We start from the raw sequence: 24,336 nt of genomic DNA, 5'->3' as shown, positions 1-24,336 counted from the left end.
GGATTACTACAACCGGGAGCGTTGCAGTTTGAAATTGAAAAAGCTGAGTCCTGTCGCATATAGAACCCAGCTTACACAGAGCGCCTGAATAGGCTTTTATGAGTGTCCAAGATTTGGGGGCCAGTTCAATGTTCAGACAGCCTTTTTCATGTTTCAAACATTCATTACAATGCGCGGTCAAAATACAAAGCCACGCCGGAACGCTCGCTCATCGCTAACAAATAATCCATCAATTTTTGCGGCCATTGAATACCGCGCACAACGGTCAGGTTACGCAAAATAGGGAACGTCAGGATATCTTCCAAACTGATTTCACCGCCCAAGCCCTCGCCTTCGCACACCAGCGCTTCCAGTTCGGCCAAGTCTTGATGCAGACGCTCCAAATATTGCGCCGTTTTGTTCTGATTAGTCTCGAAATTGCCGATACTTCTCTCTTTTTTGTCGATAAAGTATTTTTTCGCTTCATCGGTCTCAAATTCGGGCAGGCCGATTTTAACCATGCGCGGCTGTACCAATTTGTTATTGTATTCGCCCACTTTGTCCAACCAAGCCTGAACCTCGGAATGAACTTCTTCTTTCAGACGGCCTTGATCGATGTAACGGACAATATCCAAACTTTCGCCCATAAACGAACCGTCTTCTTTTTGCAAAATCGGCACTTGTTTTGAGCCAATCATACCAATCGGCGTAGCTTCGTCATCGTTCGCCAAGACAATTTCTTCCACCGCCACATCGCGCAAGCCGAAAATCATCCGCGCACGGACGCAAAACGGGCAATGGTCGTAAATATACAGTTTCATCGAAATACTCCTTAAAATTTCAAAACGGTTAACCATAACACCCAAAGCCGTCTGAAACAAGGTGTTCTGAAACATAGTGCCACATTCGCATACAAATCTAGGGCTGTCGGCAATAAACTGTTACAATAGCAACGTTTTTATCAAAAAGAAAAAAACGCACGCCATGACCACTATTCGCCAAACGCCCCAAACATCGAGTGCAACGCTGGAAGGCCTCCTCGCTTGGTTCGACGGCTATGTTGCCGCGCTGCCCGATTCCGATAAAAACCTGATTCAGACGGCCTTTGACTTAGCTAAAGAACATTACCCCGCCGATGCCCTAACGACTTACGGCGAGCCATTGATGGAACATTTCCTCGGCTCGATGCAAATCGTCAGCGAACTCGACCTTTTGCCCGATGCCGTGGCCGCTACGATTTTGTCCGATATCGGCAAATACGTTCCCACTTGGCGCGAATTGGTTACCGAACGCTGCAACAGTACCGTTTGCGAGCTGGTCAAAGGCGTGGATGAAGTACAGAAACTGACCCAATTCGCACGCGTGGACAGCCTTGCCACACCGGAAGAACGCGGCCAACAGGCCGAAACCATGCGCAAAATGCTGTTGGCGATGGTCACCGACATCCGCGTTGTCCTGATCAAACTGGCGATGCGCACGCGTACCCTCCAATTCTTAAGCAACGTTCCCGACAATCCTGAAAAGCGCGCCGTTGCCAAAGAAACCCTCGACATTTTTGCCCCGCTCGCCAACCGCTTGGGCGTGTGGCAACTCAAATGGCAGCTCGAAGATTTGGGCTTCCGTCATCAAGAGCCGGAAAAATACCGCGAAATCGCCCTGCTTTTGGACGAAAAACGCACCGAACGCCTCGAATACATCGAAAACTTCCTCAATATCCTGCGTACGGAACTGAAAAAATACAATATTCATTTTGAAGTTGCCGGAAGACCGAAGCACATCTACTCCATTTACAAAAAAATGGTAAAGAAAAAGCTCACTTTCGACGGCCTGTTCGACATCCGCGCCGTACGGATTTTGGTGGACACCATTCCCGAGTGTTACACCACGTTGGGCATTGTCCACAGCCTCTGGCAGCCGATTCCGGGCGAGTTCGACGACTATATCGCCAACCCGAAAGGCAACGGCTATAAAAGTTTGCACACCGTCATCGTCGGCCCAGAAGACAAAGGTGTGGAAGTCCAAATCCGCACCTTCGATATGCACCAATTCAACGAATTCGGTGTTGCCGCCCACTGGCGTTATAAAGAAGGCGGCCGTGGTGACTCTGCCTACGAACAAAAAATCGCTTGGCTGCGCCAACTCTTAGACTGGCGTGAAAACATGGCCGAAAGCGGCAAGGAAGACCTTGCCGCCGCCTTTAAAACCGAGCTGTTCAACGATACGATTTACGTTTTGACTCCGCACGGCAAAGTCCTCTCCCTGCCTACGGGCGCTACCCCGATTGACTTTGCCTATGCCTTGCACAGCAGCGTGGGCGACCGTTGTCGCGGCGCAAAAGTCGAAGGACAAATCGTACCGCTGTCCACACCTTTGGAAAACGGACAACGCGTTGAAATCATTACCGCCAAAGAGGGAAATCCTTCCGTCAACTGGCTCTACGAAGGCTGGGTCAAATCCAACCGCGCCATCAGCAAAATCCGTGCCTACATCCGCCAGCAAAATGCAGATACCGTACGCGAAGAAGGCCGTGCCCAGTTAGACAAACAGTTGTCGAAAATCTTCCCTAAACCCAATCTCCAAGCATTGGCGGAAAAACTCGGCTTCAAAAAAACCGACGAACTCTATACGGCCATCGATCAGGGCGACGTTTCCAACCGCGCCATCCACAAAGCCTGCGGCGCGCTGAATGAACCGCCTCCTGTGCCGATTGATGAAACCAATATCGTCAAGCAGTCCAAAATCAAAAAAGGCGGCAAAAACGGCATTTTGATTGACGGCGAAGACGGCTTGATGACCACGCTTGCCAAATGCTGCAAACCTGCACCTCCGGACGACATTATCGGTTTCGTTACGCGCGACCGCGGTATTTCCGTCCACCGCAACACCTGCCCTTCTTTCCGCCACCTTGCCGAACAGTCTCCTGAAAAAGTATTGAATGCAAGCTGGGCAGCCTTGCAAGAAGGACAAGTGTTTGCCGTCGATGTTGAAATCCGCGCCCAAGACCGCTCCGGTTTGCTGCGCGACGTTTCGGATGCACTGGCGCGTCATAAACTCAACGTTACCGCAGTGCAAACCCAATCGCGCGATTTGGAAGCCAGTATGCGCTTTACCCTTGAAGTCCGCCAAGTCAACGACCTGCCGCGCGTATTAGCCAGCTTGGGCGACATCAAAGGCGTTTTAAGCGTAACGCGCTTGTAGTTCTAACTCATCAAACAAATCCCAAGGCCGTCTGAAAGCAACTTTTTCAGACGGCCTTTTCAGTTTTTAAAACGCCAATATCTCCACGCCTCAACTTATCTTTCTTAAAAAGTCAGCCGCAGCCTTAGCCGCTTCAATATATAACCCCCTCTTCTATTCTTACAACCAGTCGTTATTTCCTACCGGCATCATTCTCAGGCAAACTTATTATCTTCATGATAAACAAGATATTTCCAATTTAAGGGAGCCTCATGGATACACGAGATTTGTACCCTCACGAGATTTTGCAGGAAGCCATCGGCAAGAGCTGCGCCAAGTCCGAGTTCAGCATCAAAATGTTGGTGATTTTAAGTTTTTTAGGCGGCGGCTATGTCGGCTTCGGTTATCTTGCCTGCCTGCGCGTCATCAGCGGCATTCCGGCCGAATGGAACGGCCTGGCCGCCCTTTTGGGTGCGTCCGTGTTCCCGATTGCACTGATTTGTATCTTAATCGGTGGCGGCGAGCTGGCAACAGGCAATATGATGATTATGGCTTTGGGCAAATTGACCGGCCGTGTCAGCACCTACAAACTGGTACGCAACTGGCTCATCGTCAGCTTGGGCAATCTGGCAGGCGCCGTTGCCATGGCCTATTTCCTCGGCCACTACGTTGGCCTGGCAGAGGGAGCGGCTACGGCGAAAACCATTGCCATCGCCGAAGCCAAAGTTAATATGGACTTCGGCCGTGCATTCGTCTCCGCTATCGCATGTAACTGGATGGTGTGCATGGGTATTTGGTTCTATTTCGGCTCACGCCATACTTCAGGCCGCATTTTGGCAACTTGGTTTCCGGTCATGATCTTCGTATTAATCGGTTTCCAACACTTTGTTGCCAATATGTTCATCATTCCGGCCGGTATTTGGGCGGGTGCAAATGTCAGCTGGGGTCAATTTTTCTACAATATGATTCCCGTCTTCTTGGGCAACGTCCTCGGCGGATCGTCTTTTGTTGCCGCTTTCTATCTCTTCGCTTATAAACATTTGTTAAAAGATGATTTTTCTATTTAGTTCAAACTGACGCACTACCCCGTATTCATCAGAAATACGGGGTAGTTTCATTTATCAGGCCGTCTGAAAGCGCCTTTCGTGTCGCATAATTACGCTTTCTCTCTGCATAACGTTTCATTTATAGGAAAGATAGTTTCATTGCCTTTCCTTTTCCCCAATTTAAGATAATTTTTGCAATCTTTTGTTTTCAAATGACTTCCCCTCAAAAGCACTACGATTTTTCATAAAGCCCGTGTTCCGTGCTTTGCAAAACAAAAAATTTACTGTATTCTGAATTTAATTATTTACAATTTAATATGGATTGGTTACATATCCTATTGTATTTGAAAATAATTTATCCTGACTCTCTCGTGAAAAACAGGATTTTTAAGCTGTATTTTTATTAGAAAAAAGTTTGGGTACGAATTGCTTGCAATTTCAAAACCCGTATTTATAAGTTAGATGAGGAATAAGTACATGAATCCCATGTATATCACTTTCGCGATCTATCTGGTCGCCGTATTACTGATCGGCCTCGCCGCCTATTTTTCAACACGAAACTTCGACGACTACATCCTCGGCGGCCGCAGCTTGGGCCCGTTCGTGACCGCGATGTCTGCGGGTGCTTCCGATATGTCAGGTTGGCTTTTGATGGGCTTGCCAGGTGCCATTTACCTGAGCGGTTTGAATGAAGCTTGGATCGCCATTGGTCTGATTGTGGGTGCATACCTCAACTGGCTCTTGGTTGCGGGCCGTCTGCGCGTACATACCGAATACGCCAACAACGCGCTGACGCTTCCTGATTACTTCTTCCACCGTTTCGGTGCCGGCGGTCACTTGATGAAAGTGGTTTCTGCACTGATTATCTTGTTCTTCTTCACTATTTACTGTGCTTCAGGCATCGTAGCCGGTGCTACCCTGTTCCAAAGCCTGTTCCACGGTATGTCTTACACTCAAGCCATGTGGCTGGGTGCCGGCGCGACCATCGCCTACACATTCTTGGGTGGTTTCTTGGCCGTAAGCTGGACCGACACCTTGCAAGCTTCTTTGATGATTTTTGCATTGGTACTGACTCCTATCATGGTGTACTTGGGTTTGGGCGGTGCAGATCAAATGAACGCTGCCATCCAACAAGTTGCCGCTTCTACCGGTAAAGAATACGGCAGCCTGTTTGCTGGTACTACCCTCATCGGCATTATCTCTACCGCTGCTTGGGGCTTGGGCTATTTCGGCCAACCACATATCTTGGCCCGTTTTATGGCTGCTGAAAGCGCTAAATCTCTGGTTTCTGCACGCCGTATCGGTATGACTTGGATGATTCTGTGTATGGCCGGTGCCGTGGCTGTCGGCTACTTCGGTATCGCTTACTTCGGCGCCAACCCTGCCCACGTTGATGAAATGAACGGCAACCACGAACGTATCTTCATCGCTTTGGCTACCCTGCTCTTCAACCCTTGGATTGCTGGTATCATCTTGAGCGCGATTCTTGCCGCCGTAATGTCTACCCTGTCTTGCCAATTGTTGGTTTGCTCCAGCGCGATTACCGAAGACTTCTACAAAGGCTTCCTGCGTAAAAATGCCCAACAAGCTGAATTGGTATGGATTGGCCGCGTAATGGTATTAGCTATCGCCGTGATTTCCATCCTGATTGCTTCTGACCCTGAAAGCAAAGTATTGGGCTTGGTAGCTTATGCATGGGCCGGCTTTGGTGCCGCATTCGGTCCGGTTGTTATCCTGTCTGTTCTGTGGAAACGCATTACTGCCTACGGCGCACTCTCCGGCATGATTGCTGGCGCGCTGACTGTGGTTGTTTGGGCTGAGTGGATCAAAAAACCTGCTTTGGCCGCACAAGAAACAGGTTTCTCTACCGTTTATGAAATCGTTCCCGGCTTCATCATTTGTACCCTCGTGATTGTTTTGGTCTCCCTGATCGACAAACAACCTTCACGCGAATTGCAAGAACGTTTCGAAAAAGCAGACGCAGAATACCGCGCCTCTAAATAAGACGTTTTCAGACGGCCTGCATGATTCAGTGCAGGCCGTCTGTCTGTGTTATGAAATAAACTGTTTCAAAATAATCTGAGCCTTGTCAGAAAAAACAGCAATTTATGCGGATGCATCTTGTATCCGCATCATAATTTTATTACGATATTACTATCCTTCAGAATACCTGTTTTAGCAGTCTTAATTCAGGCCGTCTGAAACCATGAAAAAAACCTTTGGAGAACATAAATAATGTTTAACTTCGCTTTTCCAACACAAACTCCTTTGCGTCAAGCTGTAACTGATGCCTACCGCCGCGATGAAATCGAGGCCGTTCAGGATATGTTGCAACGTGCACAGATGACCGACGAAGAGCGCAATGCCGCCTCCGAGCTTGCCCGTCGTTTGGTTACTCAAGTCCGCTCCAGCCGCACCAAAGCAAGCGGCGTAGATGCCTTGATGCACGAGTTCTCTCTCTCCAGTGAAGAAGGTGTTGCACTGATGTGCCTGGCCGAAGCCCTGCTGCGTATTCCAGACAATGCAACCCGCGACCGCCTGATTGCCGACAAAATCTCCGAAGGCAACTGGAAAAGCCACTTGAACAACAGCCCTTCCCTCTTCGTTAACGCGGCTGCATGGGGTCTGTTGATTACCGGCAAACTGACCACCAACACTTCTGAAAAAAATATGGGTTCTGCACTGAGCCGCATAATCAGCAAAGGTGGTGCTCCGCTGATCCGTCAAGGTGTGAACTACGCAATGCGCCTATTGGGCAAACAATTCGTAACCGGCCAAACCATTGAAGAAGCTCTGCAAAACGGTAAAGAGCGCGAGAAAATGGGTTACCGCTTCTCTTTCGATATGTTGGGTGAAGCCGCATACACCGAAGAAGATGCCAACCGCTACTACAACGACTACGTTCAAGCCATTCACGCCATCGGCAAAGATGCCGCAGGACAAGGCGTTTACGAAGGCAACGGTATTTCCGTTAAACTTTCCGCCATCCACCCACGCTATTCACGTGCCCAACACGAACGCGTTATGAGCGAACTGTTGCCACGCCTGAAAGAATTGTTCCTTTTGGGTAAAAAATACGATATCGGTATCAACATCGACGCCGAAGAAGCCAACCGTCTCGAATTGTCTTTGGACTTGATGGAAGCTTTGGTTTCCGACCCTGACTTGGCCGGCTACAAAGGTATCGGTTTCGTTGTTCAGGCCTACCAAAAACGTTGCCCGTTCGTTATCGACTATCTGATCGACCTGGCCCGCCGCAACAACCAAAAACTGATGATCCGTTTGGTTAAAGGCGCATACTGGGACAGCGAAGTAAAGTGGGCCCAAGTAGACGGCATGGAAGGCTATCCGACTTACACCCGTAAAGTCCACACCGACATCTCCTATCTCGCCTGCGCACGCAAACTCTTGGATGCGCAAGATGCCGTGTTCCCACAATTTGCCACCCACAACGCCTACACTTTGGGCGCAATCTACCAAATGGGTAAAGGCAAAGACTTTGAACACCAATGTCTGCACGGCATGGGCGAAACCCTGTACGACCAAGTAGTCGGCCCGCAAAACTTAGGCCGCCGCGTACGCGTGTATGCCCCGGTCGGCACACACGAAACCCTGCTTGCCTACTTGGTACGCCGCCTGTTGGAAAACGGTGCGAACTCTTCTTTCGTGAACCAAATCGTTGACGAAAACATCAGCATCGACCGCCTGATTAAGAGCCCGTTCGACACCATCGCCGAACAAGGTATCCATCTGCATCCGGCATTGCCTCTGCCACGCGATTTGTATGGCAAAGACCGCCTGAACTCCCAAGGCGTAGATTTCAGCAACGAAACCGTATTGCAAAACCTGCAAGAAAAACTCAACCAAGCTTCTTCCGAAGACTTCCACGCCGCTTCTATCGTCAATGGCGAAGCGCGTAACGTAAGCGAAGCTCAACCTGTCCGCAACCCTGCAGACCACAACGATGTTGTCGGTACCGTCAGCTTTGCCGATGCGGCATTGGCTCAAGAAGCTATTGGTGCAGCCGTTGCTGCCCTGCCTGAGTGGAGCGCCAAACCTGCTTCAGAACGCGCCAACTGCCTGCGCCGTTTTGCCGACCTGTTGGAACAACACACGCCTGCATTGATGATGCTGGCCGTCCGCGAAGCCGGTAAAACCTTGAACAACGCCGTTGCCGAAGTACGCGAAGCCGTTGACTTCTGCCGCTACTATGCCAACGAAGCTGAAAACACCCTGCCTAAAGATGCCAAAGCTGTCGGCGCAATCGTTGCCATCAGCCCATGGAACTTCCCATTGGCCATCTTTACCGGCGAAGTGGTTTCTGCATTGGCTGCCGGTAACACCGTTATCGCCAAACCTGCCGAACAAACCAGCCTGATCGCTACTTACGCAGTTTCCCTGATGCATCAAGCCGGTATTCCGACTTCTGCGCTGCAACTCGTACTCGGTGCAGGCGATGTCGGCTCTGCCCTGACCGGCGATGCCCGTATCGGCGGCGTGATCTTCACTGGTTCTACCGAAGTAGCGCGCCTGATTAACAAAGCACTGTCCAAACGCGACGACAGCCCTGTCCTGATTGCCGAGACCGGTGGTCAAAATGCGATGATCGTGGACTCTACCGCCCTGCCGGAACAAGTCTGCCTCGACGTTTTGAACTCTGCCTTCGACAGCGCAGGCCAACGTTGTTCCGCTCTGCGCATCTTGTGCGTTCAAGAAGATGTTGCCGATAAAATGGTCAACATCATCAAAGGCGCAATGGACGAATTGGTTGTCGGCAAACCGACCCAACTGACCACAGACATCGGCCCTGTCATCGATGCTGAAGCCCAACAAAACCTGTTGGCCCACATCAACCGAATGAAGGGCGTAGCAAAGGCTTACCACGAAGTCAAAACTGCTGCCGACGTTGATAGCAACAACTCTACTTTTGTTCGTCCAATCCTGTTTGAATTGAACAACTTGAACGAGTTGCAACGCGAAGTGTTCGGCCCTGTATTGCACGTTGTCCGCTATCGTGCCAGCGAATTGGATCAACTCATCGACCAAATCAACGCTAAAGGCTATGCTTTGACCAGCGGTGTACACAGCCGTATCGAAGGTACTGTCGAACACGTCCGCGACCGCATCGAAGCCGGTAACATCTACGTTAACCGCAACATCGTCGGTGCCGTTGTCGGCGTACAACCTTTCGGCGGTCACGGCTTGTCCGGTACCGGTCCAAAAGCAGGCGGTTCATTCTATCTGCAACGCCTGGTTCGTACTCCTGAATGGGTTGCCCCAACCCTCAGCCGTATCGGCCAAGCAGACGAAGACGCACTCAAACGTTTGGAAACCCTGGTTCACAAACTGCCGTTTAACGCAGAAGAGAAAAAAGCCGCAGCCGCAGCTTTGGGTCACGCACGCGTCCGTACCCTGCGCAAAGCCGAAACCGTATTGGTCGGCCCGACCGGCGAACGCAACTCATTGAGCTGGCACTCTCCAAAACGTGTTTGGGTACATGGCGGCAATCTGCTGCAAGCCTTCTCTGCCCTGACCGAGCTGGCTGCCGCAGGCATTCAAACCGTTGTTGAGCCAAACAGCCCACTGGTTGCCTACTCTGCCGATTTGGACGGTTTGTTGCAAGTCAACAGCAAACCTGAAAACGCAGGCATCAGCCATGTTACCGCCATCGAGCCTTTGAGCAGCGAGCGCAAACAAGAGTTGGCCGGCCACGACGGTGCGCTCATCCGCATTCTGCCTTCCGAACAAGGTCTGGACATCCTGCAAGTATTTGAAGAAATCTCTTGCAGTATCAATACTACCGCTGCCGGCGGTAACGCCAGCCTGATGGCAGTTGCCGACTAATCACAGCCAAATCAAAGGCCGTCTGGAATTCAGACGGCCTTTTTTATCTATTTTTATTTACATTTTTGCCGGATATTCGCACAAATCGTTAATCAGGCATTTGCTGCATTGCGGTTTCAAAGCCTTACACGTATAGCGGCCGTGCAAAATCAACCAGTGATGGGCATCCATCAAAAATTCTTTGGGAATAAAGCGCATCAGCTTGTCTTCAACTTCGCGCACATCCTTACCCGGCGCGATTTTGGTGCGGTTGGCCACACGGAAAATATGGGTATCGACCGCCATAACAGGTTGCCCGAATGCAGTATTCAATACCACGTTGGCAGTTTTACGGCCAACACCGGGCAAAGATTCCAAAGCCTCTCGGTCGGCAGGCACTTCGCCATTGTATTTTTCCAGCAAAATACGGCAAGTCTGCATGATGTGTTTGGATTTGGTTTTGTAGAGGCCTATGGTTTTGGTGTATTCCATCACGCCGTCCAGCCCCAAATCCAACATGGCTTGCGGCGTATTGGCAACGGGAAAGAGTTTGGCAGTCGCTTTGTTCACGCCGACATCAGTCGCTTGTGCAGACAATAAAACGGCAATCAGCAGCTCAAACGGCGAGCTAAAATTTAACTCGGTAGTCGGATGAGGATTGGCAGCGCGGAAACGCTCGAAAATTTCTTGGCGGATTTGTTTGTTCATTGTTTGGATTATTTTTTTATTGGCGCAGCAATTATAGTGAAATCATGCTGATACGGCTACTTCAAGTAAACAAGACCGTCTGAAATTGTTTTCAGACGGTCTTGTTGCATAAAAGCATTGCTATTTTAAATGCGGTTTACTTCTTACTCAAAGTCAGTCCTGTCCAGCCGAACACCAGCGTCAGAGCCAAGCTCAAGTAGCAGAAGAAGGCATAAGGCAGGTATTCCCAAACAGGCACGCCCAAGGCATGGCTGATAAATACGCCGCAGACGCTCCAAGGCACCAATGGGTTGATGACCGTACCCGCATCTTCCAGCGTACGGGCAAGGTTGCGCGAATGCAGACCAAGCTTGTCATAAACCGGCTTAAAGGTTTCGCCGGAAAGCAGGATACTCAAATATTGCTCGCCAATCAGGAAGTTGACACCGACCGATGTCATGGCCACGCTGAAAGTAGCGCGTCCGGCATTGGTCAGGAACGCACGAATGGCTTCCAGCAAAGACGGAATCACACCAATGCTGAACAACAGGCCGCCCAAGCTCATGCCGAGTATCACGATGGTTTGCGTAAAGAACATGCTTTCCAAGCCGCCGCGAGAAATCAAACGGGCAATGTCTTTAAATGCTTCGCCTTCGAGTTTGTATCCGCTGTAAAACCACGCGCCCAGCTGTTTCAAATCAGGCGTACTGTGGAAGTAAGTCACAATCAGCGCCACTATAACGGTAAACAACATGGCCACAATAGCATTTACGCGCATCAGGGCAAGGACAACCAGCAAGGCAAACGGAATCAGCGAATAGGCATGCACCAAACCGGTTGCTTCCAATTGCGCGCGGAAAGCTTCGACACTGTTCATGTCATGCGCGGCAACATTGGGCAAGAGCCACAGCATCAACGCCGCACTGATCAACCATGCAGGCACAGTGGTGTACATCATGTTTTTGATGTGTTCGAACAAATCAATGCCGACAATCGAAGCGGAAATACCGGTCGTATCGGAAAGCGGCGACATTTTATCGCCAAAGAACGCACCCGATACAATCGCACCTGCCGTCATCGCCATATCGGTATGAAACGCAGCCGCCATACCCATAAATGCCACGCCGACAGTCGCACAAGTCGTCAAACTACTGCCGATGGAAATACCGATGACCGAGCAAAGCGCAAACGCCGAAAAATAAAAATAAGTCGGCGAAATCAATCCGAAACCGTAATACATCAGCGTCGGAATCGCACCGCTCATCATCAGCGCGCTGACCATCAGGCCGATAAAGAAAAACAGATAAATCGCGCCCATGCCCTGCCCGACCGCGCCTATCATACCGTTTTGCATATCTTGATATTTCAAGCCGCGCATCAAACCGTACAACAGCAAGACCACAATCGCCGTCACAATCGACATATGCGGCAGCCATTCAAGCGAAATAATCGTATAACCCATTGCCGCCACCAAAGCCAAGGCCACAGCGATGGCCTCAAAACGCGGCATATTAAGTAAGGATTTGAAAGCAAACATTGTTCTTTGCCTTTTTAATAAGTATTTAACAGATTTTAGCATAACAGGCCGTCTGAAACCCGATTTTCAGACGGCCTGCCTGTTATTTTATAAAAACAGCCTCAGCAAAATTGCGACACTTTCTTTAAAATATATCAAATTATTAAAATTAAATATTTTTAAATTTAAATAAATGAAATTTTATTGCTTTTTAAAACATCCATCATGCAAAAATGCCACTACTTGCTCGACCGTTTTACGGTTAAACAACATACCGCTATGGCTGACAGGCAAAACAACATGATCGTGCATATTCGGACAATGTGTTTCGCTGACCAAAACCGTGCCATCATGTTCGCCATGCAAACCTAAAACACGGCCCAGTCCATACGGTTTATTGCCGGCAATACTGCCCAACTCAACACCCTCGGGCAATTCAGGCATACTGCCGTCCAATGCACCTTTATACGAGCCGCCCAATACCGGCTTTTGCAAACCCATGTTGAACACACGCTGCGCGGCACGGCTGCCTTGGTGCGGTGTACCCATGGTAACGATACGGCCGCTGACTTTATCCGGATATGCTGCTGCAAAATTGCGTAAGACCAATCCGCCCAAACTATGGCCGACAAAGTGCAGCGTTTCATCAGCATGGTTCTCATCAATCCATCGCGACAAATCTTTGACATGTCGGTTCATCGAATGTAAAACACTGTAATAATCGAACAGCGCAACTTCAAAACCTTCTTGTTCCAGCAAATGCGCCAGCGGTTTCATTACCCATGAATGCATGTGCAAGCCATGCAGCAAAATGATTTTGGCCATTTTTTCCTCCTATCATTTAAATCATTATGCCACAAAGTAAAAAGGCCGTCTGAAATCCCATAGGGTTTCAGACGGCCTTTTATCATGATGAATTATTCGTCAGCTTTGTAGCCTTTTATAGCAAAGAAGACAATGTATACGTAACAAATCGCTGATACAACGAAAGAAATCATCAGGCCGTAAGTATCCGCTACCCAACCTTGTACCACAGGCACAATCGCACCGCCGACAATCGCAGTACACAATACGCCGGAAGCGCTGCTGGTAAATCGGCCCAGACCTTTGGTTGCCAAAGAGAAAATCGTTGGGAACATGATGGAATTGAAGAAGCCGATAGCCAACAATGCCCACATCGCAATATCAGCACTGGCTTTACCTGCCAACATAGCAACGCCCAACAGGGCAACAGCAGCGGTAGCATTGAATGCCAAATAGCGGTTAGGCGCAATTTTCGCCATGATGGCAGAGCCTAAGAAGCGGCCAACCATCGCGCCGCCCCAGTAGAACGACAGATATTTTGCGGCAGACGAGTGGTCCATACCTTTCAGGTAACCCAACACGTTGACCAACAAAGAACCGATAGATACTTCTGCACCAACGTAACAGAAAATACCGGCCGCACCCAAAACCAAATGACGGTATTGCCATACGCTGTGTTTACCATCATGGTTGTGTTCACTCTCTTCTTCAGCAATTTTGTTTGCGTCAGGCAGACGAATCATTTTGACAAACACAGCCAAAATAATCAGCAAACCGGCCAAACCCAAATATGGAATTTGAACAGAAGAAATTTGCTCGGCTTTGCTGACAGTCTGTGTCGCATCAGCCAAAATCAGGAATGCGCCGATTTGCGGAGCAATGGTCGTACCCAAGGAGTTGAATGCCTGAACCAAAGTCAGTGTTGCAGATTCTTTACCTGGTTTGGACAGCAAAGTCACATAAGGGTTACCCGCCACTTGCAACAGTGTTACACCTGAAGCCAAAATAAACAGCGCACCCAAGAAAGTAGGATAAGAATGGCTGCCGGCGGCAGGATAGAACAACAGACAACCGATAGCAGTCAATAAGAAACCGCCGATCACGCCGTTTTTATAGCCGATTTTGCCGACCAAATAACCCATAGGAATCGACATAATCGCGTAAGCGGTAAAAAAGCAGAACTGAATCAGCATCGCCTGAACATAAGTCAGATCAAAAATATCTTTCAGATGCGGAATCAGGATATCGTTCATGCAGGTAATGAAACCCATCATGAAGAAGAGCGTGGTCAGGACGACCAGTGCAGGAGTATGATTTTGTTGTGAATGCACAGACATGATTTGCCTTTCGTTTTGTTAAGACTCGCTAAAAAATGAGCTTGAAGCAGTTCATTAAGCTTAACACCCATTAACAGCCGACAGTATCATATTGATATTTCGTTACTTTGAAAACTATTTTCTGACATCTGACTACATTACCTTTCAGCCGTTTAATTTTAAAAAATTAAATAATATTGGTTTTATATTTTTATACTTTGAAAAATATAGGCATAATCTCCTTTTAAATCCTGCTATTTCTTTTTTACAATACTAATTGATATAACTCAAAAAATGTCCCTACTTTACGCTTACCTAGCCTTGATTGCTTCTGCTTTCACTTCAGCCACACTACTTCCAGGCACATCCGAGGCGGCATACGCCGCATTTGTGTACCAATATCCGCAACATGCCCTCGGCGCATGTTTGTGTGCCGGTTTGGCAAATGGCTTGGGCAGTATGGTTTCGTATTACATGGGCAGAATGTTTCCGGCCAAGAGAAGGCCGTCTGAAAAAGTATTGGCGCGTATAAAACGATGGGGGATTTGGCCGCTATTATTTGCATGGCTGCCGATTATCGGCGATGCCCTCCCCATTGCCGCAGGCTGGCTCAGGCTCAATGCTTTGCATTGCGCCATCATTCTGATTGCAGGCAAACTGCTGCGCTATGCCATGATTTATTGGGGAATGAGCGCAGTTGCCAGATAAACTTCGACAGCCAAAAATAAAGGCCGTCTGAATGATTCAGACGGCCTTTGCCTTTAATTCGACAATTACAAAACTTTCACAATGCTTTCGCACAGGTAGTCGATGTTGTCATCGGTAATTCCTGCAACATTAATGCGGCCGGAGCGGACGGCATAAATGGCAAACTCGTTTTTCAAACGGTCGACTTGTTCGGGGGTCAAGCCGCTGAAAGAGAACATACCGTTTTGTTCTATAATGAAATCAAAGTCTTGGGTTGCACCTTTGACCTTGAGCAGCTCGACAAATTTTTGGCGCATGGCTTTGATGCGGCCGCGCATTTCATCGAGTTCGGTAATCCATTGTGCTTTCAAAGCATCATTTTTCAATACCAGCGCAATAGTGTTCGCACCGTGTGAAGCTGGGTTGGAATACAAGGTACGGATGATGGTTTTGACTTGGCTGTGAGCGCGGGCTGCTGTTTCTTCATCTTCGGCCACCAAAGTGAACGCGCCGACGCGCTCGTTGTACATACCGAAGTTTTTGGAATAAGAGCTGGCAATCAGCAATTCTGTGTTGTGTTTCAAGAACACGCGCAAGCCGTAGGCATCTTCTTCCAAACCATTGCCGAAGCCTTGGTAGGCAAAGTCAAACAATGGCAACCAGCCTTTTTCGGCAGAAAGTTTTGCCAAGGTTTCCCATTGTTCGGGCGTAGGGTCGATGCCGGTAGGGTTGTGGCAGCAGCCGTGCAGCAGGACGATGTCGCCTTTTTGCGCTTGGCTCAAGTCTTCAATCATGCCGTCCCAATCCAAACCGTGTTTGGCGGCATCATAGTAGCGGTAAGGTTTGTCTTGGATACCGACCGCTTTGGCGATGGCATTGTGGTTTGGCCAAGTCGGATTGGAAATCCAGATGGTTTGCGCGTTCAACTGACGCTTGGCAAACTCGGCCGCAATACGCAATGCGCCTGTACCGCCAAGACTTTGCGCTGTTTTGGCGCGACGGCTGGCAATGATTTCGTGGTCTTTGCCAAACAGCAGAATTTGGGTTTGCTCGTTGTAGTCGGCAACGCCGTCGATGGTCAGGTAGTTTTTGGTTGTTTCGCTTTCCAACAGGCGTTTTTCAGCCTCTTTGACAGCTTTGACAATAGGCGTCGCGCCGGATGCATCTTTGTACACGCCGATACCGAGATTGACTTTCTCCGGACGGGTTTCAGCTTTAAACGCCTCGCCCAAACCTAAAATCGGATCAGCAGGAGCAGCTTCGATATGCTTGAAGAACATGATTTTTCTCTTTACAAGTAGTAAAACGGTTGAAAAAATACAAACTTAGTACGATTTTACGCCGTTTCAGGCCGTCTGAAAACGAATTATTACAGGGTTTTAACGCAAGATTGCCAACAAATCCAAAGGCGTGGCAATACGGAAATCGGCAAGCCAGTTTTCAGTTTGGTCTTCGGCAGAAATATAGCCCCAATCGGCAAGCACGGTCGTCATGCCTGCATTTTTTCCTGCCTGCATATCGCGCTCGGCATCGCCGACATAAAAGCATCGCTGCGCCTCGACACCAATCTGTTCGCACGCATAGAACATAGGCTTCACGCTGGGCTTGGGTTCATCACATGTATCGCCGCTGACAATGACGGCGGGAGGCACGGTAAACCCGAGCTTAGGCACGAGGACATCGGTAAAACGCATAGGCTTGTTGGTGATAATGCCCCATTGGATACCGCGTTGAACTAAGGCTTCCAGCATTTCGTTTACGCCGTCGAACAAGATGGTTTGGTCGGCATAGCAGCGGCTGTATTCGTCCAAAAACTCTTTACGCCATTGCATATAGTTTGGATGGTCGGGCGTAATGCCTGCACCAAGTTTGAGCAAACCGCTCGCACCATGGCTGGCCTGCGGACGGATTTCATCCATGCTTTTTTCTGGCAAACCGTGTCGGCGCAATACCGTGTTGAGCGCACCACCCAAATCAAGTGCGGTATCGGCAAGCGTGCCGTCAAGATCGAATAATACGGCTTGGGTCATAAGTGTTCCTTTGATGATTTTAGAAGGCCGTCTGAACAATCCAACAAGTTTCAGACGGCCTGAATATGGTTAATGGTGATGATGTTCGTGCATTTCCTGCGAACACAAAACTTCATCTTTATGCGGATGCTGTTCGCTTTCAATCTGAATCGTACAATGCCCGATGTTGTGATGCGCCAATTTATGTTCGATGCGGTAGGCAATTTGTTCGGACTCTGCAACCGTCATGCTGCCATCTACGACAATATGGCAGGACAAAACGTGGATATTGCTGGTAATCGTCCAAACATGCAAGTCGTGAACGGATTTTACGCCTTCCGTATTGCGGATAACGCTGAGCAACTCATCGGTATGAACGTTTTCCGGCGCGCCTTCCATCAAAATGTGCAAAGTCTGTTTAAACAGCTTCCAGCCGCTGCGCCCTACTAAAGCCGCCACTAATACGCTGGCAACCGTATCCGCCCATTGCCAGCCATACGCCATCATCAGTACCGCAGCGACAATCGCCCCTATCGATCCGAATAAGTCGCTGATTACATGAAGATACGCGCCGCGCATATTGACGTTTTCTTCAGTATCACCATTCTTCAACATATAAACAGCCACGCCGATATTGACCAACAAACCGATGATACTGACCACCAACATGCCGCCCGTCAAAATTTCCGGCGGATAAAACAATCGTTTGACTGCTTCATAAAAAATCATTGCCGCAATCAACACCAGCGACAATCCGTTAAACATCGCCGTCAAAATTTCAAAACGCTTATAGCCAAATGTCTTTTGCAGCGTAGTCTGTTTCTCGCCCAGTTTGAATGCCCACAATGCCACACCCAGCGAAAACGCATCACTGAACATATGCCCCGCATCGGAAAGCAGGGCCAAAGAGTTGGTCAGCCAGCCGCCGACCACCTCAACCAGCATAAATCCGGCAATGACGAAAAAGGAAATACGCAATACCTGCTTATTGGCGGTATGCGTATGCGCGTGCGAATGATCGTGATGATGTGCCATAATGGTTTTACCGTTTCAGACGGCCTTTTTATCCTGTTTCAAACTTTTTTCAAAATCTTCCAACATATCCAGCTCGAAATGGCTGAATCCTGCACGTTCCCGTGCTTCGATATTGACGTAGCCGCGGAAGATAAACATATCGTAACGCGCAATCAGGCTGCGGAACAAGGCAACCGGTTCCAAACCGCGCTCACGGCAAAGATGCTGATACCAATGATTGCCGATAGCGACATGCCCCACTTCATCACGATAAATAATATCCAGTACATCGCAGGTTTCCACATTGCCACGTTGCGCCACTTTTGCACGAATACCCGGTGTGACATCCAAACCGCGCGCTTCCAATACCCGCGGCACCAAAGCCATGCGCAACAGGGGATCGTAAGCGGTTTTATACGCCATATCCCACAAATGCCCGTGCGCTTCAAAATCGCCGTAATCGTAGCCCAAACTGTTCAGACGGCCACGCATCAAGCCGAAGTGAAACACTTCTTCTTTTGCTACCCTTACCCAATCGCGTACAAACTGAAACGGCATATTGCGAAAACGATACGCCGCATCCAAAGCCAGATTAATCGCATTAAATTCAATGTGCGCAATCGCGTGCAACATGGCCGCATAGCCTTCGACCGTATTCATCTTGCGCGGCGTAACTTCCGAAGGCGCAACCAAACGCGGACGCAACGGATGTCCGGCAAAACGGCAATCCACGGGTTTCGACTCATCAACCGTCAAACCTTCCGCCTCGCCCAACTGCGCAAACAAGGCCTGCGTCAATCTTCCCTTTTCATCCGGATTGTCCGACAGCAAAGCCTGTTCCAATAAAGGATAAGGATTCAGATACATACAAAACCATTGTTTTAAAAAGACAAATATTATAACCGTTTTAAAAAGCAAACAGAAAGACTATAATTTCACGCTTTCCGTAAAATGACATTAAATACAACACCAAACCATTGTGTGCTTCATTAAAAAAACGTCAAAACCAAATGTAGGCCATCTGAAGAAATGAAATTATTTCAGTCACTTGATTGGATTTTTCATATTTACACAAATTAAACCCCCATTCAGCCCCTTGCCTGTTACACCATAACGTCTATACTGGGCCCATCTCTCCGAACAAGGAACCAAAACATGAAAACTACCCGACTGTTCACCCTGACCGCTGCCGCGCTGCTTTCTTCAGCCATCGGCTTTGCACAAGCCGGCGCAGTGGATGCCCTGAAAAAATTCAATAATGATGCCGACGGTATCAGCGGCAACTTCAGCCAAACCGTTCACAGCAAAAAGAAAACCCAATCCACACACGGTACATTCAAAATCCTGCGCCCGGGCTTGTTCAAATGGGAATACACCAAACCCTACAAACAAACCATCGTTGGCGACGGCAAAACCATTTGGCTCTATGACGTAGATTTGGCGCAAGTAACCAAGTCCTCACAAGACCAAACCATCGGCGACAGCCCTGCCGCCATCCTCTCCAACAAAACAGCATTGGACAGCAGCTACACGCTGAAAGAAGATGGTTCTGCCAACGGTATCGACTATGTTTTGGCTACGCCTAAGAAAAACAACGCCGGCTACCAATACATCCGCATCGGCTTCAAAGGCGGCAACCTCGCCGCCATGCAGTTGAAAGACAGCTTCGGCAACCAAACCAGCATCAGCTTCAGCAGTTTGAACACCAAGCCTAACCTTTCCAGCGGTATGTTCAAATTTACCCCTCCTAAAGGCGTTGATGTCTTGAGCAACTAAGCTTTCTACTAAAACACAAAGGCCGTCTGAACAACAGACGGCCTTTTATTTAGTTCAATTCAACATCAAACACACTGTTACTTTTGACCTTGAATGGCAGCGGCAATTTTTTCTGCGCCTTTTTTCGCCCAGTCTGCCTGCTTGGCTTCCACCATCACGCGCACGACAGGCTCGGTACCGGAAGCACGCAAGACCACACGGCCTTTGCCTTCGAGTTCTTTTTCCACTTCAGCCAAAGCCTCTTTGGAAGCATCCTGCCAGTTTTGGCCTTTTTTGATGCGGACGTTGATCATGGTTTGCGGATACGGCTGCCAATCGGCGCAAACGGTGGCAAGGTCTTGATTCAAGGTTTGCAATGCCGCCAAAACTTGCAGCGCGGAAATGATGCCGTCGCCGGTATTGTGTTTGTCCATGCACAAAATATGGCCGCTGGCTTCGCCGCCAACCAGCCAACCGCGTTGATGGAGCTGTTCCAACACATAGCGGTCGCCCACTTTGGCACGGCAGAAATCAACGCCCTGCTCTTTCAAAGCAATTTCCATCGCCATATTGGTCATCACTGTACCCACCACGCCGCCGATTTCCACGCCTTCGTGCGCGCGTGCTTTGGCAATCACATAAATCAGGCTGTCGCCGTCATACACTTTGCCATTGCGGTCAACCATCATCAAACGGTCGCCATCGCCATCCAAGGCAATGCCGTAATCGGCTTCATTTTGCAACACAGCCGCTTGCAAAGCTTTCGGATGGGTTGCACCACATTTCTCATTGATGTTGTAGCCGTTTGGCTCATCACCGATACTGACCACTTGCGCACCCAATTCGTGGAATACTTTAGGCGCAACTGCATAGCCTGCACCATTGGCGGTATCGACCACCAATTTCAGACCGCGCAAGTCCAAATGGCTTGGGAAAGTGGATTTACAGAACTCGATATAGCGGTCATCCGCACCATTAATCCGGTGCGCGCGGCCCAAACGGCTGGACGGCTGGGCTTTCATTTCTTCATCGATTTTGGCTTCGATTTCCAACTCGATTTCATCGCTCAACTTCACACCGCCTTCTGCAAAGAATTTAATGCCGTTGTCGGAATAAACGTTATGGGAAGCAGAAATCATCACACCGGCAGACAAACGCAAAGCGCGGGTCAGATACGCTACGCCCGGGGTCGGCAGAGGGCCGGTTTGAATAACGTTGACACCGGCGGCGGTAAAGCCGGCAATCAGCGCGGCCTCCAGCATATAGCCTGAAATACGCGTATCTTTACCGATTAAAACGGTCGGTTTAATTTCACCTTCGTGCTGTACCAAAACCTGACCTGCCGCATAACCCAATTTCAAGACGAAATCAGGATTGATAGGGAATTGACCGACTTCGCCGCGTACACCGTCAGTACCGAAATATTTTTTTGCCATGAGATAACTCCGTGATTGTTTTGTCGTATGTGAATATGGTTGAACCTCTTTAAAAGAATATTGTGTTTGAAGGCCGTCTGAATCTTTCAGACAAACCATAATCTACTACTTACGTATTATAGCAAGATCAGGCCTTCCTACACGAAAAAAGCGCATCCTATGCAGAATGCGCTTTCTATTCGAGATTTAAAGTCAAATTTTAGAATTTAGCACCAGATTGATTAGCCATGTAATCAACTGCAGCTTTCACTTCATCGTCGCTCAGGCTGCCGTTACCGCCTTTGGCAGGCATGGCGTTAAAGCCTTCGATTGCATGTTTGTGCAGGGTGTCTTTACCTTGTTTGATACGAGGAGCCCAGTCTTCTTTTTTGCCTACATGAGGAATACCGGGAACCGCACCACCGTGACATGCTTGGCAACTGGCTTCGTAAACTTTTTTACCGTCTGCACCGCCGGCAGCTGCGCCTTTGTCTTCAGCTTTGGCAGCATCTGCTTTAGGAGCATCGGCAGGAGCCGCACCCTCAGCCGCTGGAGCTGAAGCAGCTTCACCGGAAGCAGCGGCATCGGCAGGAGCCGCAGCATCAGGATCAGGGAAAGTACCGCCGGCTTTGTTGGCCATATAAGTAATCACGCGTTTCAATTCTTGGTCGGTCAAATCAGCCGCACCACCTTTGGCAGGCATTGCGTTGAAACCGTTCAAAGCGTGTTGGAACAAGGTGTCAAAGCCTTGGGCGATACGAGGAGCCCAATCACCTTTGTTTTCAAATTTAGGCGCGTTAGGAACAATGCTGTCCGCCGCGTGACATTGGATACAGATTTTGTTGAAAATCTGGTCGCCTTGACGTTCGCCGACAGGGATGCCGTCGCCCAGTTTGAGTTGGCCGACTGGCTGGATACGGGTTTGAGTCGCAGCTTCGGTTGTTTCGTTAACATCGCCGAATGAACCGCTTCCCGCCAATTTGATCAGGAAGAAAATCACTGCAATAACAATAACGATACCGCTCACAAGGGTGAACAATGCAGAGCCTTGGGCTTTGTGGTCGCGGAGTTGTTTCATTTGGTAGGCCTCGCCGTTAGGTTAGGTTGTGCTGTAAGTTATAGTTTATGTGTTAAACGCAATTAACAATATTTTGCTGGATTATACTGAATTCGCAAAGGCTTTCCAATCCATCTTGATAAAAAGATACGCAAAAATCCTCAAAAAGGCCGTCTGAAATCTATAAGCCTTTGTAGTTAATTGATTATTCCAGCCATACAAAAAAGTGGCCGCCAATGCCACTTTCAGACACTTTCAAGATAAACTTTGCCAATAAAGCCAATATGCGTTAACCTTACGGCTTCCGCACCCATAGCTCAGTTGGAAGAGTGTCAGTTTCCGAAGCTGGAGGTCACAGGTTCGATCCCTGTTGGGTGCGCCAATTATAAAGAGGCCGTCTGAAAGATGAAAATTTTTCAGACGGCCTTTTGATTTACTTCAAATAAAACTACATTCAATTTCAGATTGAACGGCTATTGCAACACCTTGGCAAATGCCTCGGCCACATAATCGATATTCGATGCATTCAAACCGGCCACACACATCCTGCCCGAATCAAGCAGATAAACGGCAAACTCGTCACGCAGGCGGTGTACCTGCTCTACGGTCAGGCCTGTATAGCTGAACATACCGCGCTGTTTGACGAAATAGCTGAAATCGCGATTGGGGATTTTGGCCGTCAAAACATCATAAAGTTTCTGACGCATGGCACGGATGCGGTCGCGCATGGCGTAAACCTCGTTTTCCCACAAAGCGCGCAAATCATCGCTGTTCATCACATCAGACGCAATATATGCACCATGCGCGGCAGGGCTGGAATAAATGCGGCGGACGGTAAATTTCAACTGTCCGAACACCAGCTCTGCTTCTTCCTTATTGGGACACACTACGCTCAAACCGCCGACGCGCTCGCCGTACAGCGACAGATTTTTCGAGAAAGAGTTGCTGACAAACAAAGGCAGGCCCATTTCTACGGCTTTACGGATTGCATAGGCATCGCCGTCCAAATCTTCTCCGAAACCTTGATAGGCAATATCCATAAACGGAATCAGCTTGTGCGTTTTGATGATGTTCAACACCTCATCCCATTGCGCTTGCGACATATCTACGCCGGTCGGGTTTTGACAGCATGGGTGCAAAATCAAGATGCTGTTTTCCGGCAATGTTTTGAAAAACGCAGTCATTTCTTCAAATTTCACGCCGACGGTTTCAGGGTTGTAATAAGGATACGTCCCCACTTCAAAACCGGCGCCTTCAAAAATGCCTTTATGATTGTCCCAAGTCGGATCGCTGACATAGGCTTTTGCATCAGGGAACCACCGGTGCAAAAAGTCGGCACCGACTTTCAACGCCCCCGAGCCGCCTAAAGTCTGTACGGTCGCAACACGCCCTTCTGCCAATGCCGGATTATCCTTGCCAAACAACAACCACTGAACCGTGCCTCGATAAGTGTCCAAACCTTCCATCGGCAGATAAGGCGATGGTCGCGGTACGGCCGCACGCTCTGCTTCTGCTCGGCGGACAGATTCCAAAACCGGCATTTTGCCTTCGTCATCAAAATAAATGCCTATGCTCAAATTGACTTTTTCAGGACGCTCGTCGCGTTTGAAGGTTTCAACCAAACTCAAAATTGGGTCGCCCGGATAATACTCGACATGACGGTACATGGTGCTTCCTTTGTTTTCAGACAGAATTGATGAAGATTGTGGCACTAAAAGTCCTTATTTGCAAAATCAGGCCGTCTGAAAGACTGAACTGGCCCCCAAATCTTGGACACTCATAAAAGCCTATTCAGGCGCTCTGTGTAAGCTGGGTTCTATATGCGACAGGACTCAGCTTTTTCAATTTCAAACTGCAACGCTCGCGGTTGTAGTAATCCATATAGTCATCTATCTGTTTCATCAATTCGTCCACCGTCAATTCTCCTGCGTTATAGAAACACTCCGTCTTCAACACCGCAAAGAAACTCTCCATCGGCGCATTGTCCCAACAATTCGCCTTTCGCGACATGCTTTGAATCATGGAATGCTCCGCAAGCAATTCCCTATACC

20 protein-coding genes and 1 tRNA gene are annotated in these 24,336 nt (G+C 48.9%); 8 read left to right on the top strand and 13 right to left on the bottom strand.

Annotation, left to right across the window (positions count from 1 at the left end; all coding sequences use genetic code 11):
* Positions 1-88, top strand: an 88-nt coding sequence (locus ACTHTQ_RS10515) for an IS3 family transposase (RefSeq protein WP_153063788.1), incomplete at its 5' end; no start/stop codon positions are given.
* 76 nt (positions 89-164) lie between these two features.
* Here ACTHTQ_RS10515 and grxB read toward each other — a convergent pair.
* On the bottom strand, positions 165-875 hold the full coding sequence (grxB, locus tag ACTHTQ_RS10510) for a glutaredoxin 2 (protein ID WP_440363880.1): 711 nt from the start codon (positions 873-875) through the stop codon (positions 165-167).
* Positions 876-963: 88 nt separating this feature from the next.
* On the opposite strand from grxB, the gene ACTHTQ_RS10505 reads away from it, so the two are divergent.
* The 4 genes from ACTHTQ_RS10505 (at position 964) to putA (ending at position 10,046) form a co-directional block, all read left to right on the top strand.
* Entirely contained in the window at positions 964-3,177 is a 2,214-nt protein-coding gene (locus ACTHTQ_RS10505; RefSeq protein ID WP_440363879.1) for a RelA/SpoT family protein, read from the top strand.
* 251 nt (positions 3,178-3,428) lie between these two features.
* Complete coding sequence (locus ACTHTQ_RS10500) at positions 3,429-4,223, top strand: formate/nitrite transporter family protein (RefSeq protein WP_188208608.1); 795 nt, start codon at positions 3,429-3,431, stop codon at positions 4,221-4,223.
* Between the two features lie 456 nt (positions 4,224-4,679).
* Complete coding sequence (gene putP, locus ACTHTQ_RS10495) at positions 4,680-6,206, top strand: sodium/proline symporter PutP (protein ID WP_440363878.1); 1,527 nt, start codon at positions 4,680-4,682, stop codon at positions 6,204-6,206.
* Between the two features lie 231 nt (positions 6,207-6,437).
* On the top strand, positions 6,438-10,046 hold the full coding sequence (gene putA, locus ACTHTQ_RS10490; RefSeq protein ID WP_440363877.1) for a bifunctional proline dehydrogenase/L-glutamate gamma-semialdehyde dehydrogenase PutA: 3,609 nt from the start codon (positions 6,438-6,440) through the stop codon (positions 10,044-10,046).
* A 57-nt stretch (positions 10,047-10,103) separates the two neighbouring features.
* On the opposite strand, the gene nth is transcribed toward putA, so the two are convergent.
* From nth to ACTHTQ_RS10470, 4 genes are all read right to left on the bottom strand, one after another.
* Entirely contained in the window at positions 10,104-10,733 is a 630-nt protein-coding gene (gene nth, locus ACTHTQ_RS10485; RefSeq protein WP_049323145.1) for an endonuclease III, read from the bottom strand.
* 136 nt (positions 10,734-10,869) lie between these two features.
* The gene (gene nhaC, locus ACTHTQ_RS10480) at positions 10,870-12,249 is read right to left on the bottom strand and encodes a Na+/H+ antiporter NhaC (protein ID WP_440363876.1); all 1,380 of its coding nucleotides are present in this window, start codon (positions 12,247-12,249) and stop codon (positions 10,870-10,872) included.
* A gap of 180 nt (positions 12,250-12,429) precedes the next feature.
* Positions 12,430-13,053 (bottom strand): alpha/beta fold hydrolase, encoded by a 624-nt coding sequence (locus ACTHTQ_RS10475; RefSeq protein WP_440363875.1) that lies wholly within the window; start codon positions 13,051-13,053, stop codon positions 12,430-12,432.
* Positions 13,054-13,145: 92 nt separating this feature from the next.
* Positions 13,146-14,369 carry a sugar MFS transporter gene (locus tag ACTHTQ_RS10470; protein WP_440363874.1) on the bottom strand — a complete coding sequence of 408 codons (1,224 nt, stop codon included), beginning with the start codon at positions 14,367-14,369 and terminating at the stop codon, positions 13,146-13,148.
* 273 nt (positions 14,370-14,642) lie between these two features.
* Here ACTHTQ_RS10470 and ACTHTQ_RS10465 point away from each other — a divergent pair, with 273 nt between their 5' ends.
* A complete protein-coding gene (locus ACTHTQ_RS10465; RefSeq protein WP_440363873.1) occupies positions 14,643-15,056 on the top strand; it encodes a YqaA family protein in 414 nt (137 codons plus the stop codon).
* A 65-nt stretch (positions 15,057-15,121) separates the two neighbouring features.
* Here ACTHTQ_RS10465 and ACTHTQ_RS10460 read toward each other — a convergent pair whose 3' ends face one another.
* From ACTHTQ_RS10460 to ACTHTQ_RS10445, 4 genes are all read right to left on the bottom strand, one after another.
* Entirely contained in the window at positions 15,122-16,315 is a 1,194-nt protein-coding gene (locus tag ACTHTQ_RS10460; protein ID WP_250601186.1) for an amino acid aminotransferase, read from the bottom strand.
* Between the two features lie 99 nt (positions 16,316-16,414).
* Positions 16,415-17,065: an HAD family hydrolase gene (locus tag ACTHTQ_RS10455; RefSeq protein ID WP_070630321.1), complete on the bottom strand. Its 651-nt coding sequence runs from the start codon at positions 17,063-17,065 to the stop codon at positions 16,415-16,417.
* Positions 17,066-17,134: 69 nt separating this feature from the next.
* Positions 17,135-18,079: a cation diffusion facilitator family transporter gene (locus ACTHTQ_RS10450; protein ID WP_440363872.1), complete on the bottom strand. Its 945-nt coding sequence runs from the start codon at positions 18,077-18,079 to the stop codon at positions 17,135-17,137.
* A gap of 15 nt (positions 18,080-18,094) precedes the next feature.
* Positions 18,095-18,925, bottom strand: a complete 831-nt coding sequence (locus ACTHTQ_RS10445; RefSeq protein ID WP_440363871.1) for a ferritin-like domain-containing protein — start codon at positions 18,923-18,925, stop codon at positions 18,095-18,097.
* Positions 18,926-19,213: 288 nt separating this feature from the next.
* Between ACTHTQ_RS10445 and lolA the strand changes: the two genes are divergently transcribed.
* Positions 19,214-19,834, top strand: coding sequence for an outer membrane lipoprotein chaperone LolA (gene lolA, locus ACTHTQ_RS10440; protein WP_440363870.1), 621 nt, complete (start codon positions 19,214-19,216; stop codon positions 19,832-19,834).
* A 77-nt stretch (positions 19,835-19,911) separates the two neighbouring features.
* On the opposite strand, the gene glmM is transcribed toward lolA, so the two are convergent.
* Together glmM and ACTHTQ_RS10430 are read right to left on the bottom strand one after the other, a co-directional pair.
* On the bottom strand, positions 19,912-21,249 hold the full coding sequence (gene glmM, locus ACTHTQ_RS10435) for a phosphoglucosamine mutase (protein WP_440363869.1): 1,338 nt from the start codon (positions 21,247-21,249) through the stop codon (positions 19,912-19,914).
* Positions 21,250-21,448: 199 nt separating this feature from the next.
* Positions 21,449-22,306 (bottom strand): c-type cytochrome, encoded by an 858-nt coding sequence (locus tag ACTHTQ_RS10430; protein ID WP_003685059.1) that lies wholly within the window; start codon positions 22,304-22,306, stop codon positions 21,449-21,451.
* Positions 22,307-22,591: 285 nt separating this feature from the next.
* Between ACTHTQ_RS10430 and ACTHTQ_RS10425 the strand changes: the two genes are divergently transcribed.
* A tRNA-Arg gene (locus ACTHTQ_RS10425) sits at positions 22,592-22,667 on the top strand.
* 91 nt (positions 22,668-22,758) lie between these two features.
* Here ACTHTQ_RS10425 and ACTHTQ_RS10420 read toward each other — a convergent pair.
* Together ACTHTQ_RS10420 and ACTHTQ_RS10415 are read right to left on the bottom strand one after the other, a co-directional pair.
* Positions 22,759-23,952 (bottom strand): amino acid aminotransferase, encoded by a 1,194-nt coding sequence (locus ACTHTQ_RS10420; protein WP_440363868.1) that lies wholly within the window; start codon positions 23,950-23,952, stop codon positions 22,759-22,761.
* Positions 23,953-24,076: 124 nt separating this feature from the next.
* Positions 24,077-24,336, bottom strand: a 260-nt coding sequence (locus ACTHTQ_RS10415; RefSeq protein WP_440363730.1) for a transposase, incomplete at its 5' end; no start/stop codon positions are given.

This window comes from Neisseria sp. P0020.S003 (genome assembly GCF_051957095.1).
GTDB classification, from domain to species: Bacteria; Pseudomonadota; Gammaproteobacteria; order Burkholderiales; family Neisseriaceae; genus Neisseria; species Neisseria subflava.
This window is presented reverse-complemented; position numbering and strand designations above follow the sequence as displayed.